This window comes from Ruminococcus sp. OM06-36AC, from assembly GCF_003438725.1.
Lineage (GTDB): Bacteria > Bacillota > Clostridia > Oscillospirales > Ruminococcaceae > Ruminococcus_C > Ruminococcus_C callidus.
Genome location: NZ_QSTT01000002.1, coordinates 236,310 through 251,800, shown reverse-complemented (window position 1 = coordinate 251,800; position 15,491 = coordinate 236,310). Strand labels below are relative to the sequence as shown.

Here is a 15,491-nt window from a genome sequence, read left to right as displayed (position 1 = left end):
ACTGTTTGCTTGGCAAATCGGAAGTTGTGAACTTAGAATTAGAGATGTTGAAAATGAAAATAATAATTATATTTATTGATTTACTGATGGCAACTGTTCTCTTTTTTGTTGGAAGATTTTTTATCAAATCAAGGAATACAGAAAGAAGTGTGCTGTTTTTATCAGGAGATTATACTGGATTAAATACAGAGAAAATATGCAGAGTTACTGGAAAACGGATTAAGACATGGGCAATGCTCTTTTGTCTTGGCGGTATAATTGATTTTATCAAGCTGGGCGCAGGAATAATAATAGCCTCCGTTTTTTTTATTATCTTACTTGTATTTCATTTGGTTGATATGACTATAAATCGAGACAAGTACCGGGTATAAATTCAAGTTTATAAAGGAGAATCAACATGACAAAAGAACAGGCACTGCCGGGAATCCCGATTCTCGCCCCCGGCGAACGCATTACGGCGGATATTGTGAATTATATCCAGTACGCCAAGGAAAAGGGCTGTTCTCTGACCGGACCGCAGGATATGGAGATCGCGAGATTGAATGTGGTGAAGAAGTAGGGGTTACTGTTTGCTTGGCAAATCGGAATTTGTAAATCTGATTGATTTTATAATACAAAACATTGGAGGGAAATAATATATGTTAGATTTAAAAATCAAATACAACGAACTAACGGCAGAGCAATTTATTGAATTATGGGAAACAGTATGGGGAGATGGACCATCTCTTGAGCAAACAAGATTAGCAATGAAACATACCCTATTTAGAGTTTCTATATGGGACGGAGATTGCATTGTTGCTATGGCAAGAATGAATGGTGATATGGGACTTAATTATTATATTAAAGATGTTGTTGTCAGACCTGAATATCAGGGAAAAGGTATTGGAAGAATGTTAATAGATGAATTAAGAAGGTTTATAAGTAACAATGGAGTAAAAGGAACAGATATTTTTGTGGAGCTATGTGCGGTTCCGGATAAGATACCTTTTTATGAAAAATTTGGATTCGAAGCAAATGAGGCACAAAGATTAAAAAAATTTCATCATGTCGAGTAATATTAAATTCCAGTTTATAAAGGAGAATCAACATGACAAAAGAACAGGCACTGCAATACACGAAGTATGCTGCGAAAAAAGCACTTGACGAATTGGAAAAGCAACGTTCTGTCCGCTTCACATTAAAAGACGACATTCCGTCTGTGTTTGAAAGTAAAATTGGCGGTGTACCCTATTTCCCGTCCGATGCTGAAATACCCGTTGACAGTAATGGGAATCCACTAAGATTTTTAATGCAGATCAAGTGCAGTGATATTCAAGGGTTAGACTGTTTTCCCAAACAGGGAATGATTCAATTTTGGATTTGTGCTGATGATTGCTGGGGAATGTGCGATAAAAAAAGGATTCAGAGTCATCTATTATGATGCGATTTCTGACAGCACAACTACTCCACAAATGTCTGCTTTTAATGACATGGAAAAAGAGTTTTTCCCCTTAAAGGGCGAATATGGCGTTGCATTTCTTCCCACAGTAGAAGATGCACCTAAAAACTCAACGGAATATGAAGAAGCTTTCTGCAAATATTTCAACGAAATTTCTGGTGAAGCCATAAAAAGCCCTTATGACTTAAAATTCAAATTAAATTTACCTTTTGATATATTAGATGAGGCAGTTTATAACGACAATTCAGCCCATGGTCATAAGGTCGGCGGTTCTTCAGATTTTTGCCAGTATGATCCCCGTGAAACAATAGAACAACAGAAAAAATATGATTTTCAGTTACTACAGATGTGCAGTGACTTTAGAAGCGATTCCACAAAGATCATGTGGGGCGATGCAGGAATTTGCCACTTCTTTATCAACAGCGAAAAATTGAAGAACTGCGATTTTCGTGATGTTTTATATTATTGTGATTGTTGTTAAGGCAATCTAGAAACAGCGAAATTTCAATTCCACGAACTGTAAGGAGAGAAATATGTATAAAGCTTTTGAAAAATGGCTGAACGGCGTATTAGATGAAAATGTGCCGCTATCAGGAGTGGCTATAAATTTTAATCTTTACGAAGAAACAGATTCACATTGGTCTATACAGCTGATTTGTGCTTCATATTTTGATGAAGAAGACGAAGATTGGTGTTGTGAAGAAGAATTTAGTTCCGGAGAAAATGTATTCTCTTGGGAAGAAGATGCAGAATGGGAAGAAATCCTTGATATTTCTTGTCAAATGATAAAGCAGTACATTTCAGGTGGAAAATACGCAGAAGAATTCAGAAAATATGAGGCAATCGCAGCTGGATTTGTAGATGGAGATTTGGAAATTCTTTATAGAAGGTAACAGGTTTGGGCTTCATCTTATTTAAAGAGAAAATTCGAATTGTTCAGCAACAGCAAATCAGAAATTACGGAGATCAGAAATGGATAAAAAGGTCATATTTTTCCTTAACTATATTTGGACAGCCGTTATCGCATTTTCCTTTCCGATTTGTTTCGAGCTGATTTTCCTGCATATTACTGGAAACACTAAAGGATATGGTTATGCCTTAGGTTCTGAAAAAATGGTATCCGTAATATTGGGGTGTATCCAGTTCCGGATATGGCTGGCATTATCTTTTCCTTCATACTTCTATGTTTTTCGAAAAACGGCTAAAAAGAAGATTTACTTGCTGATTTCCATTGCCTTATACATTGTACTTATTGGAATCGGTATCAGCAGGATTGGCGGTTTGTCAGTTTACTTGAAAGACGTTTTCAATGTGCGTATATAGATTTCCATTTTTCAAAAAAATGATTTGTAAAAAAGGAGGCATAAAAATGTTTCGACCAATGCGAAGATGGAAACAGCAGCTTTCTGACGAGGACTGCATTGCAATTCTGAAAAGCGAGCTGAGAGGCATCTTATCTGTACTGGGCGACGACGGATATCCTTACGGCATTCCCATGAACCACTGGTACTGCGAAGCAGACGGCAAGCTGTATTTCCACGGAGCGAAAACAGGTCACAAGATCGATGCCATTTCCCAATGTGACAAGGTTTCCTACTGTGTCCATGACGAGGGCTATCGGGAGGACGGACAGTGGCCGCTGCATATCAAAAGTGTTGTGGTATTTGGCAGGATTCAGCCGGTGACAGATGCAGAAAAGGAATTGGAGATCTGCACGCACCTCTGCCAGAAATTTACTGATGATAAGGCGTATCTGGAACGTGAATTGCAGCATTCCCGTCCGAATGTGCTATGCCTTGCACTGACACCGGAGCATATGACAGGAAAACTGGTCAAGGAATCCTAATGGAAAAGGCAAAGTGAAAGGAGTTTTGATATGGACATCTGGTATACCGAAAATCACACGGATAACGTCCGGCTCTCCATTCGCATTGACAGGCAGCTTGCCAGTGTGCAGAGTGAATTCCAACGAATCGACGTGTTTGATTCCGTGGAGTTCGGACGCATTATGACGCTGGACGGTCTGCTGATGGTGACCGAAAAAGATGAGTATATCTACCACGAAATGATTACCCATATTCCCATGGCGACCAACCCGAACATCAAAAAGGTTCTGGTGATCGGTGCCGGCGACGGCGGTACGGTACGGGAACTCTGCCGCTACCCCTCCATTGAACAGATCGACATGGTGGAGATCGATGAACTGGTAGTGCATCTGGCAAAGGAGTATCTGCCGTTTACAGCATGCAGTCTGGACGATCCGCGGGTACATATTTACTATCAGGACGGCCTGCGGTTTGTCCGCAAGGTGGAAAATGAATACGACCTGATTATTGTGGATTCTACTGATCCGTTCGGCGTGGGTGAAGGTCTGTTTACCAAGGAATTCTATGGCAACTGCTATAAGGCGTTGACCGAGGACGGCATACTGGTCAACCAACACGAGAGCACATTCTACACGTCCTATTCCAATGCCATGAAACGGGCACACAGCCGCATCAAAGGGTTCTTCCCTATCGCACTGGTGTATCAGGCTCATATCCCCACTTATCCCTCTGGACATTGGCTCTTTGGATTTGCTTCGAAAAAGTATGACCCTGTACGGGATTTGCAGGCGGACTGGTGGAATGGGCTGGGTATCAAAACCAGATATTACAATACGATTCTGCATCGGGGCTGTTTCGCCATTCCGAACAACGTTCGCGATGCTCTGCGGGAATCTGAGCGTGACAGAAGATAAGGAGCAAAGATGGGACTATTGGATATATTTAAACAAAAAAACAGTGTACCGGAGAAAGTCAAAACATGTGAAAAAACGGATTCTGGTGCGAATATGGTGAAAGAAATCCGTGAGGAGATTTTGAAAAAAACTGCTATCCCCTATATGAAATTGCAGCTGACAGATACCAAGCCCAGTCTGTTTGACAGCAAGGTTGGCGGTATTGGATATGTTCCCCGTGATGCGAAAATTCCGGAGGACAGTGAGGGCACACAACTGCGGCTGCTGGCACAGATCGACTGTGCAGAGATCACGCTGGAAGATTTCCCCCATCAGGGACTGCTGCAATTCTGGATTCTGAACGACGATGTCAGCGGACTGAATTTCGATGACAACACCTTGCAGGACACATTTCGTGTGCTATATTTCAAAGAGCCGGATCAGACGGTCACAGAGAAAGAAGTCTGCGAAAAAATGGCGGCATCTTCTGACGAAGAGGATCTCTTTCCGGTGAGAGGCTGTTATGGACTGGCATTCTCGGAAGATGTGGACACAATTTCTTACAGTGATTATCGGTTTGAAAGCTGTATTCGAAAACTGGTACAACAGGATTATCCAGAGGAGGCTGAAAACCTGCTAGAAAATATGGATGACTTTTTCGACGGGGGCAGCGGTCATAAGATCGGCGGTTACCCCGGCTTTGCACAATGGGACCCCAGAAGCAGTGAAGACACGCATGATGTATTGCTGTTTCAGTTGGACAGTGACATGGGAACCGACTGGAAAATTTTATGGGGTGATTGCGGCATCGGCAACTTCTTCATCAATTGGGAAAAGTTAAAAAACTGCGATTTCAGTGATGTGCTTTATACCTGGGATTGCTGCTAATCAATATTGTTATTTTTGAATTTTTGGAGGTATATGAACATGGGAAAAGCGTTAATTATCGGAGCCGGCGGCGTGGCAGGCGTTGTCATTCACAAGTGCTGCCAGAACAGTGAAGTGTTTACAGAGATCTGCATTGCCAGCCGTACCAAGTCCAAGTGTGACAAGTTCAAGGAAGAATTGCAGGACAAGACGGCTACCAAGATCACCACTGCACAGGTGGATGCCAATGATGTAGACCAGCTGATCGCTCTGATCGAGCAGGAGAAGCCGGACATTGTCATCAATGTGGCACTTCCCTATCAGGATCTGACCATTATGGACGCTTGCCTTGCAACCAAGACGGACTATGTGGACACCGCAAACTATGAACCGGAAGATACGGCAAAGTTTGAGTACAAGTGGCAGTGGGCTTATCGGGAACGCTTCGAAAAAGCTGGCATCACAGCTCTGCTGGGCAGCGGCTTTGACCCCGGCGTAACTGGCGTATTTTGTGCTTATGCCCAGAAGCACTACTTTGACGAAATCAATTATATCGACATTCTGGACTGCAACGGCGGTGACCACGGCTATCCTTTCGCTACCAACTTCAATCCGGAAATCAATATTCGGGAAGTTTCTGCAAAGGGCAGCTACATCGAAAACGGCGAATGGGTGGAAACCGAACCTATGGAAATCAAGCGAGAATACAACTTCGATCAGGTTGGCGAAAAGGATATGTACCTGCTGCACCACGAAGAACTGGAATCTCTGGCACTGAATATCAAGGGTATCAAGAGAATCCGCTTTTTTATGACATTCGGTCAGAGTTATCTGACGCATCTGAAGTGTCTGGAAAATGTGGGTATGACTTCCATTGAACCAATCATGTTCGAGGGCAAGGAAATCGTTCCCCTGCAGTTCCTCAAGGCAGTTCTGCCGGATCCGGCTTCTCTCGGTCCCCGCACCGTGGGCAAGACCAACATCGGCTGCATTTGTCAGGGTGTCAAGGACGGTAAGCCGGTGAACTACTACGTCTACAATGTCTGCGATCATCAGGAATGCTACAAGGAAGTTGGCTCTCAGGCAGTTTCTTACACCACAGGTGTTCCGGCAATGATCGGTGCAATGCTGGTAATGACCGGCAAGTGGAAAAAACCGGGCGTTTATAATGTAGAAGAATTCGATCCGGATCCGTTTATGGACGCACTGAACAAGTGGGGGCTGCCGTGGACTGAGAATTTTGATCCGGTGCTGGTAGATTAAGGAGATACAACAATGTACCATGTAAAACTACTTCTGAAATACACTGTAAAGGAACAGATTTTCTACGAGGAATCTATCTTGCAAGTAGATGCCGGCTCTTTTGATGAAGCTTATCAAAAGGCGGAAATCTATGTAAAGCAAACAATGGACAACAAGCGTAGAAATATGTACGGCGACACTGTACATTGCACTGTTGTAGACTATCTGGACTGTTTTCAGTCTGATGACGTGGAAAGTGATGTACAGGAAGTGTATTCCAGAATCTTTCAGAATCATTCGGAGTTTTCCGAAACGAAATTGGTAGAACTTCTTAGCAATTCCTGTACACGGGAAGAAATGCTGCCTCTGCGGTATTTCCCCGATCCAAAATAAAGGAAACACTGAATAAAGCCTAATTTAAGACGTGTATTTCATTTTTATGTGAACATACTCTGACATGAATCCCTCGAATTAGAAGAAGCGTTCCGCATCAAGCAGAACGCTTCTTTTTCAAGAAAGGAATTTTGAAAATGGACTTTGAATCTTTATTTGACATTCCCATTGATGAGCTGCATACGCCTTGCTATCTCACTGATGCACGGCTGCTGCAAAAGAACACCGCGTTGCTGAAACAAATCCAGCAGCGAACCGGCTGTAAGATCCTGCTGGCACAAAAGGCGTTCTCAATGTTCTCCGCCTACCCGCTGATTCGGGACGATCTCGCCGGAACGACTGCCAGCGGATTATTCGAGGCAAAACTGGGACGAGAGCACTTCGGGAAAGAAGTGCATGTGTTCTCCCCTGCCTACACGCAGGAAGATTTCACACAGCTGCTGGAACTCTGCGACCATATTGTATTCAACTCGTTTGGACAATGGAAAAAATACCGGCAGCAGGTGCAAGATGCAACTCGGAATATTTCCTGCGGCATTCGCATCAATCCCGGCTATGCAGAAGTTGAAACTGATCTATACAACCCCTGCATTTCCGGTTCCCGCATGGGTGTACCGCTGGAACAAATGGAAGACGACGACTTTGCAGGCTTGGACGGGATTCACTTTCACACCATGTGCGAGCAGAACTCTGACGTTCTGGAGCGTACCCTCGACCACATGCTGCCGCAGTTTGACAAGTGGCTGAAACGATGCAAGTGGGTAAACTTCGGCGGCGGACACCACATCACCCGTCCGGACTATGACGTGGAACGGCTGGTATGCTGCATTGAACGGGTACGGGACACCTACGGCGTACAAGTATATCTGGAGCCGGGAGAAGCAGTTGCTCTGAATGCCGGTTATCTGGTGGCAACTGTGCTGGACGTGGTACACAACGGCATGGACATTGCCATTCTGGACGCTTCTGCCGCCTGCCATATGCCGGACGTTCTGGAAATGCCCTATCGCCCGCACATTCTGTACAGCGGGACAGCCGGCGAAAAAACTTATACCTACCGACTTGCCGGAAACACCTGCCTTGCCGGTGATGTGATCGGAGATTACTCTTTCGACCATCAGCTGCAAGCAGGCGAAAAGCTGGTATTCTGCGACATGGCAATTTACTCCATGGTGAAAAACAACACATTCAATGGCGTTCCCTTGCCGGATATTGCCCTCTATCAGAATGGACATATCGATTTGGTAAAGCGGTTTGGCTATGCCGATTTTGAGGGACGGCTGTCATGAGTTTTGACGCGGCACACTGCACCCTCTGCCCCAGACGATGCGGTGCTGATCGGGAAAAAGGCGTGGGGCTTTGTCACTGCGGCACGGAAATTCGAATCGCCAGAGCAGCCCTGCACCCATGGGAGGAGCCTTGCATTTCCGGCAGACATGGTTCCGGAACTGTGTTCTTTTCCGGCTGTGCTCTGGGCTGTGTATTTTGCCAGAACCGGAAAATCAGCCGGCAGGCTGTTGGAAAAGCAGTCACAGTGACACAGCTTGCAGAGATTTTTCTGAAATTGCAGGATCATCGGGCACACAATATCAATCTGGTCACAGGAAGCCATTATACACCATGGATCGTGCAGGCTCTGGAACTGGCAAAACCCAAGCTGCACATTCCGGTGGTGTGGAACTGCGGCGGCTATGAATCGCCGGAAATCCTGCACATGCTGGAGGGACTGGTGGACATCTACCTCCCTGATTTAAAATTTTACACGCCGGAAACCGCAGGAGCATATGCCAACTGTCCGGACTATTTTTCAGTTGCAGCAAAGGCGATTCCGGAAATGTTCCGACAGGTGGGAAAGCCGGTATGGAACGGCGATTTGCTGGAACGCGGTCTGGTGGTACGGCATCTGGTTCTGCCGGCACATCGAAAAGAATCGATGCAGCTGCTGGACTGGCTGGCGGCGGCTCTGCCTACAGATGCGTTTTTGCTAAGTCTGATGGGACAGTACACCCCGCCGGAAATGCCGCTGTCGGACAAGCACCTGAACCGGCGAATTGCCACGTTTGAATATGAGTCCGTTCGGAAACATGCTGTGCAGCTGGGACTGAACGGTTATGGACAGGAACGCTCGTCTGCTTCGGCAGGGTATACGCCGGATTTTCAGACGGAATCCTTATAAAGGCAATGCCGTTTTAAAGCCTTCCCAATTTGGCGGAAGATGATAAGGGCAACACCGCACAAAACTTGTGCGGTGTTGCCCTTAATCGTATCCCCCAGCAAAGCTAGGAGATGCTTGTTCTTCTCTATTGGTTATATCGCCCGTTTATTCCGGCTGAATCGCATCATAGCCGGTTTCCTTGGTGCGGATTCGCATTGCCTCCCGCACATCATAGCTAAAGATCTTGCCGTCGCCGATATTACCGGTATAGGCTGCCTTCTGAATGGCATCAATGGTTTTCTTCTCCCATTCTTCTGACGAAACCAGTACTTCGATCTTGATCTTCGGGAGCATCTGAATCTCTACCTGCTGGTGTCCGCGGACGTAGGCATACTCCTTAAAGCCACGCTGGGTACCGCAGCCCATGACCTGATAACAAGTCATGCCGTGCACGTCCAATGCTGCCAGAGCGTCCAGAACGTCCTCCAGCTTTTCTTCCCGAATCATTGCTTCTACTTTAATAATCATTGCTGTCACTCCTTTGTTTAGTCTAAGCCGTTAAACGACGGATATGCAGATTCGCCGTGCTGCGAGCGATCCAGACCGACACGCTCTTCCCGTTCGGTAACGCGAATCTTTCCGGTTACCAGACGTGTGATACCATAGCAAATCAGTGTGCCGGCTACAGACACTACAATGGTAATACCGATACTTGCCAGCTGTACCAAGAACAGATGAATGTCCCCGAAAAACAGACCATTGCCCTGCCCGATATCGTTGATAGACACCTTGCAGAACAGACCGGTACAGATACCGCCCCAGATTCCGCCGACACCATGGCAGCCAAATGCGTCCAGTGCATCGTCATAGCCGAACTTTTCCTTGACCCAAGAGATCATGAAGAAGCAGATCGGCGAAGTGGTCAGACCAATAATCAAGGCCGCCCAGACCGGTACAAAACCGGCTCCCGGTGTAATGCCTACCAGACCGGCAACCATACCAGTGCAGGCTCCGACAAATGTCGGCTTTTTATTGACAACGACATCACAGAACATCCACGACAGCATTGCGGCTGCGGAAGAAACTGCGGTGGTTACAAATGCATGTGCAGCCAGACCATCTGCTGCCAGTGCAGAACCGGCATTGAATCCGAACCAGCCGAACAGCAGGATAAATGCTCCCAGTGCCACCATCGGGGTGTTGTGAATCTTATAGTTTGCACGTTTATAGTCATACCGTTTTCCAAGGAGAATGCAGAGTGTCAGTGCCGTGATACCGGAACTGATGTGTACTACGTTGCCGCCGGCAAAGTCTACAGAACCGATCTTTGCCAAGAAACCGCCGTCGCCCCAGACCATATGTGCCATGGGATAATATACCACGAAACTCCACAGCACCAAAAACGTAAACAGCGACTTGAATTTCATTCTGCCCGCTACAGAACCGGTAATCAGTGCCGGTGTGATGACTGCAAACATCATCTGAAACAGGCAGAATACCATGTTCGGAATGCCCTGTCCCTCTATGTATGGCTCTGTCAGGGAAACACCCTCCAGACCAAACCAGCTGAAATCACCGATCACACCGCCGTGATCCGGTCCGAACGAAAGCGAGTAGCCGAACAGCATCCACATCACGATTCCCGTTGCAATCGTGACAACCGCTGTGAACATCGTGTTCACAGCGTTTTTCCGCCGCACCAGACCGCCGTAAAAACACGACAAACCAGGAGTCATAAAAAATACAAGTGCAGCACAAATCATAACAAAGCCGATATTCCCAGAATCCATAATTCAAATGTCCTCCATATCCAATCAATTCGTAGATGTTACATCACCAAGGGAAAAAACCGATGCCAATTCTGGCGGCAACCCCATTGTTCCACCTTCAAAGCGATTGCAGAGGGTATAAAAAACGCCCTCGCACAGCAACCGACTGTACGGGACGCCATTGTCCGTATTCGAAGTGAATCATTTCATCGGAACGATTCCTCATGTGTTTAGTATACAGGAAACTTTGTTTAATTGCAATAGATATTTTATGAACGATATATAAAATATGAAACATCATTTCTTTTGGTAATATTGCACAAATGCCTGACGAAAGCTGATTTTCTGCCGGCAACTATTTTTTTAATGCAGAAAATTGCAAAAAGCAGAAAACGACACGCAGATACAAGCTTTTTCTCTGCTGAAGCAAAAAAACAGCGTTTCAATTCCATTTCCGATTTTTTACCGAGATTTTATGTGGTTTTCCATAAAAAACGTGCGAAAAAAGGGCGAAATTCCGTGCAAATGTCATTTTTCCGTGATGTTCTTGACAAATGAAAAAAAATAGTATATAATTCGTAGTAGATTATGATTTTGGAGGAACATTTGACATGACAAAAACTGATTTGATTGAAAAGCTGTACGAGGAAAACTACTGCACCAAGAAAGATGCCGAGGCTCTGGTGAACGCTGTATTTGATGCAATCCGCGACGCAATGGTTGCAGGCGATAAGGTTACCATTTCTAAGTTTGGTACCTTCGAAGTGCGGGAACGCAGTGCAAAGGAATGCAAGAATCCCCGTACCGGTGAACCGGTTCAGGTTCCGGCTTCCAAGGCTCCGGTCTTCAAGGCAAGCAAGAACCTGAAGGAATCTGTAAACGCATAAGAAGACATCAGGAGGAATGAGCAATGGCTAGATCGAAAAAAACTGATACCGCCAAGACAACGGCTGCTGCAGCAACAGCAGAAGCAAAAACAACCAAGACTGCTTCTGCTGCTCCGAAGACCACACGTGTCCGCAAAACTGTCAGCATCAGCTTGCAGTACGGCGGCATGGAATGGACAACAGATGTTCTGACAGAACGTGCAGTTGTGGCGTGGGCCGCAGAGCACGGACAGAAAAAGACTGCCGCAAAGGATATTAAACTGTATGTAAAGCCGGAAGAAAACATGGTGTATTATGTAATCAACGGAGATTCCGGCTCATTCACACTCTAATTTGAAATAGCAAGTTTCCCTGCGGGTTTCGCAAATCAAAACAAATGCAGGAAATTTTTCTATTCGGATTCACACAAACAAAGAAAAAGCAGAAACGCCAAAAACGTTTCTGCTTTTTTTGTACAGATAATAGATACAGCGTTCGTTAAATTACGACACTGCCATTTTGATGTAGTCCTTGCAGTCACTGCCTACAGAAGCATTGACAACCTCCAGTGCATTCGCATCATATTTGAAGCGGAAGATCAGTGCAACGATACCCGGGTTGTCGGACATATCAAAGCGAACTGTTACTTCGTCGCCCGGATTGCCCTTTGCAGTTCCGGCTGCAATGGTAAATGTACCGGATTCTGCGGAGCCAGCAGACTGTTCAGCTGCGGAACCAACTGCAACATCACCGTCTACAAATGCTACCGGTACGCTTTCTGCATCCCAGTTTGCAAAGTCATTTTCGCCGGCTGTCAGAGCATAGTTGCCGTCCGGAGCATCATCCTTGATCTTGAAGGTAACGTCCAGGAAATCGCCGTTGCAGACAACGTTATCCCCGTTGGACATATCCAGCCAGTACGCCTGAAATGTCTTCATGTCTGCCTGATAGCTGCTGCCACTGTTGCTATTACCATTATTGCCGTTAGAGCTACTGGAATTGCCACCGGCAGCTGTAGAGCTTTCATTGCCGGAACCGGAATTGTTTCCACCCTTTACGACTTCTGTTACAACATTTCCGCTGTCGTCCTTCACAGCCTGACCGGAATCGTCAGTCACCACCACATAGGAATCTTCGCCGGAAGATCCGCCGTTCTGTGAAGTAACACCCTTATTGACAGGAACATCTGCGTTGCCGGAGCTTTCGTCATCAGCATCGATGGCATACGAGAATGTCATATCCTGTTTCTGCATTTTTGCCAAGTCTTCCGAAGCAATGGTTCCCTCGCTGGATTCTTCTCCCGCAGCAACGGAATCGCTTGCATTCTTCGAAGAACTGTCTTTTTTGTCCTTGCCGCATGCGGTCAGCGACACCCCAATCGCACAAGCCAACAAACAGGCAATCCATCTTGCTCGATTTGTTTTCATAGAACAAGTTCCTTTCTACCTGAAGTGATACTCACCGGCAGCGTGCCGCCATACACGGCTTCTTACCAGATGATACGTTTTATTATACACGCATTCTGTGAAAAAGTCAAGCCCTTTTGTAAAAATGTCATAAATAGGCTCCCAAAAAATCTTGGGCAATACCACAAAAAAATTTACCTGTTTGCAGATTTCTCGTCAAACTGCACAGAAGTGCCTTTCCATACGCAAAAATACCGGCGAAATTTCTATGCAATCTGCTGAAAAATCTGACAATCTATCTTCTGTACAAGCTTTCTGTAGCATTACCCTTGATTTTTTTACAAAATCGCGGTATACTATTTCTTAAGCAATATCGCTTTTATAGGGATTTCTGTGAAAGGAGTATTTCACATGAAAAATAAAACTTCCAAAAAAACATCTGACAAAAAAATTTCCCGAAAAACCATTTTTAGTCTGATCGCTGTGGTTGTGGTCTTTGCTGTGGTCAGCGTTGCCATGCTGCCGCTGATCCATTTGCTGTCCAGCGAGCACGGGCAGCAGGTCATCATCGACAAAATGCAGAGTTTCGGCATCTTCGCTCCCCTGCTGTTTGTGCTGCTGCAAGTATTACAGGTGGTCATTGCCGTGATCCCCGGAGGTCCGGTGCCCATTATCGGTGGAATCCTGTTCGGACAGTGGGGCGGTCTGTTCCTGTCCCTTGCCGGATTTTTTCTGGGAACGGTTCTGGTGTACTATCTGGTGCAGTGGATCGGCAGACCGCTGGTAGACCGTTTTGTTTCGGAAAGTCATTTCAAAAAATTTGATTTTCTGCTGGACGGCAAACGAACAGAACTGCTGATCTTTCTGGTGTTTCTACTGCCGGGGCTGCCGAAAGATGCCCTTACCTATCTGGTTTCATTCAATCCAAAAATCAAGCCGATGTATCTGTTTTTCCTGACAACACTGGGACGGACACCAGCAACAGTCCTGACTGTTTTTATGGGAAAAAGTTTATGGGAGGGCAACTATGTCCTGACCATCGTGCTGGCAGGCGTGATCGTTCTGCTGGCGGCAGCAGGAATCTTTATCAAGCGAAAAGTGGACAAGCGTGCTGCACAAAAGCATCAGCATTCCGATGAAACCGCAGACAGCAAATACGGAAAGGAATAATCATTATGCCACACAATCATCTACAGGACGCACTGGCGTACTTGCATACGCTGTACGCTACATATGAAGCACAGGGCATCACGATCACCGGCAGCCGCATGCCGCTGACACAATACGCCAACTTTGCCGCAATGAAATATCTGCTGTTTCTGGCAAATCAGGACCGTGTCATTACCGATGCAGAAACCAATTTTATCAACAACTGTCTGCAACAGTCTGCCACGACACAGACAATGGAACGCTTTTTGCAGCAGTTCTCCATTTCCTTTTCCGGTGCGGCAGATTCTTTACTGGCACTGCTGGCGGCACTGGTGCGTGTCGATTTGCAGGGCAGCGGCGTAGAGGGCAGCATTTCCCTGCTCTGGCTGGAAACCATTGCACAAATGGGAACGCAATTTTCGCTGAATACTGCCGGAAAAGTAGAACCACAGCAACAGATCGTGCAGAACTCCATGATGCAGCAGCTTTCCCGTTATCGAGATGCCGCCATGCGTGGCTGTCGTCGTCCGGAACTGGAAAAGGCGGTTGTCATTCCGGCGGATTTCAATGCCGAAAAGCCGCCGATTCCGGCTGAAAAAGAAGCGGTTGTCGATGATGCTGAAATTACAGAAGCTCCTACGGAAACGCTGGACGAACTGCTGGCACAGCTGCACCAGCTGGTAGGGCTGCAAAACGTCAAAGACGAGTTGGAAAGTCTGATTCACCTGCTCAGGATTCGAACGATCCGGCAGGAGCGAGGGCTGCCCCTGCCGCAGACTTCCCTGCACATGGTCTTTTCCGGCAATCCCGGAACCGGCAAAACCACAGTTGCACGGCTGCTGTCTAAAATCTATGCCCGACTGGGTGTCCTGAAAAAAGGGCATCTGATAGAAGCTGATCGTGCGACGCTGGTCAGCGGCTATGTGGGGCAGACAGCAATCAAAACCAAGAAGGTCGTGGAAAAAGCAATGGGCGGCGTGCTGTTCATTGACGAGGCGTACACGCTGACCAGTTCCGGCGGCAGCAACGACTTCGGCACAGAGGCAGTCAACACTCTGCTCAAGGAAATGGAAGATCATCGGGACGATTTGATCGTTATCGTTGCCGGCTATCCGAAGGAAATGGAACAGTTTCTGGACACCAATCCGGGGCTGCGTTCCCGCTTCCGGCAGGTGATCTTTTTCGATGACTATAAGCCGGAAGAACTGATGCTCATCTTCTCTAACCTATGCGACAGCTACTGTCTGAAAATGCCGACAGACACCTATGCCTATGTACAGGAATATTTCCGGAAACGCTGTGCAGAAGCGGGAAAAGGGTTTGCCAATGCCAGAGATGTCCGGAACTTTTTCGAATTTGCCCTGACCAATCAGGCAGACCGGCTGGCAAAACTGCCGGAGCCGCTTTCAGACGAAGAACTGCTGACACTGCTGCCGGAAGATGTACAGAGCATTCCGGTTGCTTAACAAAATTTCAACAAAGCAAAA

21 protein-coding genes are annotated in these 15,491 nt (G+C 46.4%); 18 read left to right on the top strand and 3 right to left on the bottom strand.

The window, feature by feature from the left end; genetic code table 11:
- Positions 1-5: 5 nt before the first annotated feature.
- From DXB92_RS03185 to DXB92_RS03125, 14 genes are all read left to right on the top strand, one after another.
- Positions 6-371: a hypothetical protein gene (locus tag DXB92_RS03185; protein ID WP_242986591.1), complete on the top strand. Its 366-nt coding sequence runs from the start codon at positions 6-8 to the stop codon at positions 369-371.
- Positions 372-397: 26 nt separating this feature from the next.
- Entirely contained in the window at positions 398-559 is a 162-nt protein-coding gene (locus tag DXB92_RS13480; protein ID WP_021682310.1) for a hypothetical protein, read from the top strand.
- Positions 560-638: 79 nt separating this feature from the next.
- Positions 639-1,055, top strand: coding sequence for a GNAT family N-acetyltransferase (locus DXB92_RS03180; protein ID WP_117732368.1), 417 nt, complete (start codon positions 639-641; stop codon positions 1,053-1,055).
- Positions 1,056-1,087: 32 nt separating this feature from the next.
- Positions 1,088-1,420 (top strand): YwqG family protein, encoded by a 333-nt coding sequence (locus tag DXB92_RS03175; RefSeq protein ID WP_117732366.1) that lies wholly within the window; start codon positions 1,088-1,090, stop codon positions 1,418-1,420.
- The gene (locus DXB92_RS03170; RefSeq protein ID WP_117732364.1) at positions 1,368-1,919 is read left to right on the top strand and encodes a DUF1963 domain-containing protein; all 552 of its coding nucleotides are present in this window, start codon (positions 1,368-1,370) and stop codon (positions 1,917-1,919) included. The genes DXB92_RS03175 and DXB92_RS03170 overlap by 53 nt, the downstream gene beginning before the upstream one ends.
- Before the next feature lie 52 nt (positions 1,920-1,971).
- On the top strand, positions 1,972-2,331 hold the full coding sequence (locus DXB92_RS03165) for a hypothetical protein (protein ID WP_117732362.1): 360 nt from the start codon (positions 1,972-1,974) through the stop codon (positions 2,329-2,331).
- A 79-nt stretch (positions 2,332-2,410) separates the two neighbouring features.
- Entirely contained in the window at positions 2,411-2,761 is a 351-nt protein-coding gene (locus tag DXB92_RS03160; RefSeq protein ID WP_117732360.1) for a hypothetical protein, read from the top strand.
- 46 nt (positions 2,762-2,807) lie between these two features.
- Complete coding sequence (locus DXB92_RS03155; RefSeq protein ID WP_117732358.1) at positions 2,808-3,284, top strand: pyridoxamine 5'-phosphate oxidase family protein; 477 nt, start codon at positions 2,808-2,810, stop codon at positions 3,282-3,284.
- A 30-nt stretch (positions 3,285-3,314) separates the two neighbouring features.
- The gene (gene speE / locus DXB92_RS03150) at positions 3,315-4,178 is read left to right on the top strand and encodes a polyamine aminopropyltransferase (protein ID WP_117732356.1); all 864 of its coding nucleotides are present in this window, start codon (positions 3,315-3,317) and stop codon (positions 4,176-4,178) included.
- Positions 4,179-4,271: 93 nt separating this feature from the next.
- Entirely contained in the window at positions 4,272-5,045 is a 774-nt protein-coding gene (locus DXB92_RS03145; protein WP_242986590.1) for a YwqG family protein, read from the top strand.
- Positions 5,046-5,084: 39 nt separating this feature from the next.
- Positions 5,085-6,287: a saccharopine dehydrogenase family protein gene (locus tag DXB92_RS03140; RefSeq protein WP_040647597.1), complete on the top strand. Its 1,203-nt coding sequence runs from the start codon at positions 5,085-5,087 to the stop codon at positions 6,285-6,287.
- Between the two features lie 12 nt (positions 6,288-6,299).
- Positions 6,300-6,659: a DUF4288 domain-containing protein gene (locus tag DXB92_RS03135; protein WP_117732354.1), complete on the top strand. Its 360-nt coding sequence runs from the start codon at positions 6,300-6,302 to the stop codon at positions 6,657-6,659.
- Between the two features lie 137 nt (positions 6,660-6,796).
- Positions 6,797-7,948 carry a carboxynorspermidine decarboxylase gene (gene nspC / locus DXB92_RS03130; protein ID WP_117732352.1) on the top strand — a complete coding sequence of 384 codons (1,152 nt, stop codon included), beginning with the start codon at positions 6,797-6,799 and terminating at the stop codon, positions 7,946-7,948.
- Positions 7,945-8,835 carry a radical SAM protein gene (locus tag DXB92_RS03125; RefSeq protein WP_117732350.1) on the top strand — a complete coding sequence of 297 codons (891 nt, stop codon included), beginning with the start codon at positions 7,945-7,947 and terminating at the stop codon, positions 8,833-8,835. The genes nspC and DXB92_RS03125 overlap by 4 nt, the downstream gene beginning before the upstream one ends.
- A 144-nt stretch (positions 8,836-8,979) precedes the next feature.
- Here DXB92_RS03125 and DXB92_RS03120 read toward each other — a convergent pair whose 3' ends face one another.
- A complete protein-coding gene (locus DXB92_RS03120) occupies positions 8,980-9,342 on the bottom strand; it encodes a P-II family nitrogen regulator (protein WP_021682320.1) in 363 nt (120 codons plus the stop codon).
- Between the two features lie 17 nt (positions 9,343-9,359).
- On the bottom strand, positions 9,360-10,604 hold the full coding sequence (locus DXB92_RS03115) for an ammonium transporter (RefSeq protein WP_181976879.1): 1,245 nt from the start codon (positions 10,602-10,604) through the stop codon (positions 9,360-9,362).
- Positions 10,605-11,194: 590 nt separating this feature from the next.
- Here DXB92_RS03115 and DXB92_RS03105 point away from each other — a divergent pair.
- Complete coding sequence (locus DXB92_RS03105; RefSeq protein WP_021682324.1) at positions 11,195-11,470, top strand: HU family DNA-binding protein; 276 nt, start codon at positions 11,195-11,197, stop codon at positions 11,468-11,470.
- Positions 11,471-11,493: 23 nt separating this feature from the next.
- Complete coding sequence (locus tag DXB92_RS03100) at positions 11,494-11,802, top strand: DUF6465 family protein (protein ID WP_021682325.1); 309 nt, start codon at positions 11,494-11,496, stop codon at positions 11,800-11,802.
- A 150-nt stretch (positions 11,803-11,952) separates the two neighbouring features.
- Here DXB92_RS03100 and DXB92_RS03095 read toward each other — a convergent pair whose 3' ends face one another.
- Positions 11,953-12,876: a cohesin domain-containing protein gene (locus DXB92_RS03095; protein ID WP_021682326.1), complete on the bottom strand. Its 924-nt coding sequence runs from the start codon at positions 12,874-12,876 to the stop codon at positions 11,953-11,955.
- Positions 12,877-13,266: 390 nt separating this feature from the next.
- On the opposite strand from DXB92_RS03095, the gene DXB92_RS03090 reads away from it, so the two are divergent.
- Complete coding sequence (locus DXB92_RS03090; protein ID WP_117732345.1) at positions 13,267-14,025, top strand: VTT domain-containing protein; 759 nt, start codon at positions 13,267-13,269, stop codon at positions 14,023-14,025.
- Positions 14,026-14,030: 5 nt separating this feature from the next.
- Complete coding sequence (locus tag DXB92_RS03085; RefSeq protein WP_117732343.1) at positions 14,031-15,470, top strand: AAA family ATPase; 1,440 nt, start codon at positions 14,031-14,033, stop codon at positions 15,468-15,470.
- Positions 15,471-15,491: the final 21 nt, after the last annotated feature.

What these genes read in the sequence shown, in the direction of transcription:
- DXB92_RS03090 (WP_117732345.1), top strand. Translation starts at nt 13,267, where the DNA reads ATGAAAAATAAAACTTCCAAAAAAACATCTGACAAAAAAATTTCCCGA.
- DXB92_RS03160 (WP_117732360.1), top strand. Translation starts at nt 2,411, where the DNA reads ATGGATAAAAAGGTCATATTTTTCCTTAACTATATTTGGACAGCCGTT.
- DXB92_RS03125 (WP_117732350.1), top strand. Translation starts at nt 7,945, where the DNA reads ATGAGTTTTGACGCGGCACACTGCACCCTCTGCCCCAGACGATGCGGT.
- DXB92_RS03100 (WP_021682325.1), top strand. Translation starts at nt 11,494, where the DNA reads ATGGCTAGATCGAAAAAAACTGATACCGCCAAGACAACGGCTGCTGCA.
- DXB92_RS13480 (WP_021682310.1), top strand. Translation starts at nt 398, where the DNA reads ATGACAAAAGAACAGGCACTGCCGGGAATCCCGATTCTCGCCCCCGGC.
- DXB92_RS03120 (WP_021682320.1), bottom strand. Translation starts at nt 9,342, where the DNA reads ATGATTATTAAAGTAGAAGCAATGATTCGGGAAGAAAAGCTGGAGGAC.
- DXB92_RS03140 (WP_040647597.1), top strand. Translation starts at nt 5,085, where the DNA reads ATGGGAAAAGCGTTAATTATCGGAGCCGGCGGCGTGGCAGGCGTTGTC.
- DXB92_RS03145 (WP_242986590.1), top strand. Translation starts at nt 4,272, where the DNA reads ATGGTGAAAGAAATCCGTGAGGAGATTTTGAAAAAAACTGCTATCCCC.
- DXB92_RS03165 (WP_117732362.1), top strand. Translation starts at nt 1,972, where the DNA reads ATGTATAAAGCTTTTGAAAAATGGCTGAACGGCGTATTAGATGAAAAT.
- DXB92_RS03095 (WP_021682326.1), bottom strand. Translation starts at nt 12,876, where the DNA reads ATGAAAACAAATCGAGCAAGATGGATTGCCTGTTTGTTGGCTTGTGCG.
- DXB92_RS03180 (WP_117732368.1), top strand. Translation starts at nt 639, where the DNA reads ATGTTAGATTTAAAAATCAAATACAACGAACTAACGGCAGAGCAATTT.
- DXB92_RS03085 (WP_117732343.1), top strand. Translation starts at nt 14,031, where the DNA reads ATGCCACACAATCATCTACAGGACGCACTGGCGTACTTGCATACGCTG.
- speE (WP_117732356.1), top strand. Translation starts at nt 3,315, where the DNA reads ATGGACATCTGGTATACCGAAAATCACACGGATAACGTCCGGCTCTCC.
- DXB92_RS03170 (WP_117732364.1), top strand. Translation starts at nt 1,368, where the DNA reads ATGATTGCTGGGGAATGTGCGATAAAAAAAGGATTCAGAGTCATCTAT.
- DXB92_RS03155 (WP_117732358.1), top strand. Translation starts at nt 2,808, where the DNA reads ATGTTTCGACCAATGCGAAGATGGAAACAGCAGCTTTCTGACGAGGAC.
- DXB92_RS03135 (WP_117732354.1), top strand. Translation starts at nt 6,300, where the DNA reads ATGTACCATGTAAAACTACTTCTGAAATACACTGTAAAGGAACAGATT.
- nspC (WP_117732352.1), top strand. Translation starts at nt 6,797, where the DNA reads ATGGACTTTGAATCTTTATTTGACATTCCCATTGATGAGCTGCATACG.
- DXB92_RS03115 (WP_181976879.1), bottom strand. Translation starts at nt 10,604, where the DNA reads ATGGATTCTGGGAATATCGGCTTTGTTATGATTTGTGCTGCACTTGTA.
- DXB92_RS03175 (WP_117732366.1), top strand. Translation starts at nt 1,088, where the DNA reads ATGACAAAAGAACAGGCACTGCAATACACGAAGTATGCTGCGAAAAAA.
- DXB92_RS03105 (WP_021682324.1), top strand. Translation starts at nt 11,195, where the DNA reads ATGACAAAAACTGATTTGATTGAAAAGCTGTACGAGGAAAACTACTGC.